At 34.9% G+C, this 1,783-nt stretch carries 1 protein-coding gene; it reads left to right on the top strand.

Going from position 1 to position 1,783, the window contains the following annotated elements:
• Positions 1-1,507 precede the first annotated feature (1,507 nt).
• Positions 1,508-1,711 (top strand): hypothetical protein, encoded by a 204-nt coding sequence (locus tag ACFCZ1_RS38485; RefSeq protein ID WP_376682909.1) that lies wholly within the window; start codon positions 1,508-1,510, stop codon positions 1,709-1,711.
• The last annotated feature ends 72 nt before the right edge of the window (positions 1,712-1,783 follow it).

Genomic DNA, 1,783 nt, shown 5'->3' with positions numbered 1-1,783 from the left:
CAGCTTAAATAAGTGAGGTATAAAGTTGAAAAATTTTTCAAAAATCCATGTAGGAAGTGAAAAGAAAAAAGGATTTTTATTCTTTCACTAAAAATACCTAACATCACTTATTGGAGGTTTTTATAAATGGAAATATTTTATTTGCGAATTATCTTAATGTTAATAGGTTTTATTCTAGTTTTATTTTTTAATGTGGCAGGTACTTTGGCTTATCACGGTATAAAGATATATTTTTTAGTAAGGAAACACGGGAACGGAAAGAAAAATAAAAAGCCACCTAAAAATTAAGGTGGTTTTTTATGGTGTATTTTTAATACTAAAATGCAATGTATCATACATTGTATGGGAAATCGTAGATAACACTATCAAATACCAAGGTAAATGATAGCTTTTTTTCTTTTTTGATTTTTTTGCTAGTTTTTCGAATAACTTTTTTAAGGAATTTATCTAAAAATGTAACATTATTTTCTATTAATGAAAAAGATTCAATCTACGTGAAAAAGATTCCTGCTATAATGTAGTAGTAGTCCAAGGAATGGCCTCCCAAATCTGCGAAAGAAAGAGGTCATGTCCATGAAAAAAATCGTTAAAAAATCGTTAAAATTTATTACCACTCACGAAACCAAATTAAGAAAGGTTGTCGATTGGTTTTACTCAATCGGTCGCCTAGCTTATTTGGTTTACCGAGTGATAATGCTAAAGTGATTCCCACACTATAGCATTAAGCCGTAGAATGTTGCTTTAGCCACTGGACCTGGGAAGGTGATTATGGTTGGTGTTCCCGCACCTCGGACTTTAAATAGGTCATTCAAAGCCATTTCCCACTCACCTTCCTAAAACTTATTATGATTTTAACCAAAAAATGATATTCATAAACAAGAAAAAGTCACAGGTTCCCACACCCGTGACTTTTCTTTTTCCCACTCTCTGCGAAAAGAGTACGTCTAAATCGTTTAGAATTTTTACGTTAAAATTTCACTGTTGGTCTGATCATTCATCTGATCAGTTCCGATCACTGGTTCCGAAAACTTAACTTCCCACAGTCTAAGGTTTCGGACCCTCCTTCACAAAGTATCATTTCACATGACGGTAAAAAATACTTTTCATGGTGAACGATACACCATCATGGTATCACATTACTTTACTTTTGTTAACTATCCTATACGTTTTCTTTCTCATTTTTCTATTAGGATATAAAGATTTGAAGAAAGATTGTTTCCTTCAAATTTCATTGCATTGCTAGTTTGATAGAAGTATAATTCTAGTAAATTACATATGAACGGAAAAAGAACTCCAACTGTTATAGAGGGCTGCAACCCTACTATAACCGTTCCCCCTACCCAACTAGGGAAAACACTTGCCGAAGTTCTTGTAACTAACATTTTAAGTTATACGCTTATTTTAGTGTATATTCCTGTTAGTTTCAAGAAAAAAATCAAAGGCATTGTTTCCCAGCTTGTTAGGGAGATAGTGCCTTTTTCTTGTTCTCAAAAAGGAGAAATAAACAATGGCAAAAATGATTCAATTACCTTACAACTCTGATATTATCGTTCCGACTGCAACCGCACAGGCAGTCCAAAAAAACAATGAAAAACCTATTTCATTACAGGCATTAGGTTTGCTTGTAAATCTTCTTTCATACCCTACAACTTGGGAATTACATAAAACTGAATTATATAAACGCTTTGGGGTCGTGGTGCTCACGCGGTGACCTCGCTCTGGTTGTTCGGGGCGGGCTCGTGGCCCTCGGCGGTGTCACGGAGCCGGTCGACGTCCGAGGTGC

It is taken from the genome of Streptomyces sp. NPDC056224 (genome assembly GCF_042267665.1).
GTDB lineage: Bacteria > Actinomycetota > Actinomycetes > Streptomycetales > Streptomycetaceae > Streptomyces.
The sequence above is the reverse complement of the archived record's forward strand: the minus strand, read 5'-3'. Positions and strand labels throughout refer to the sequence as shown.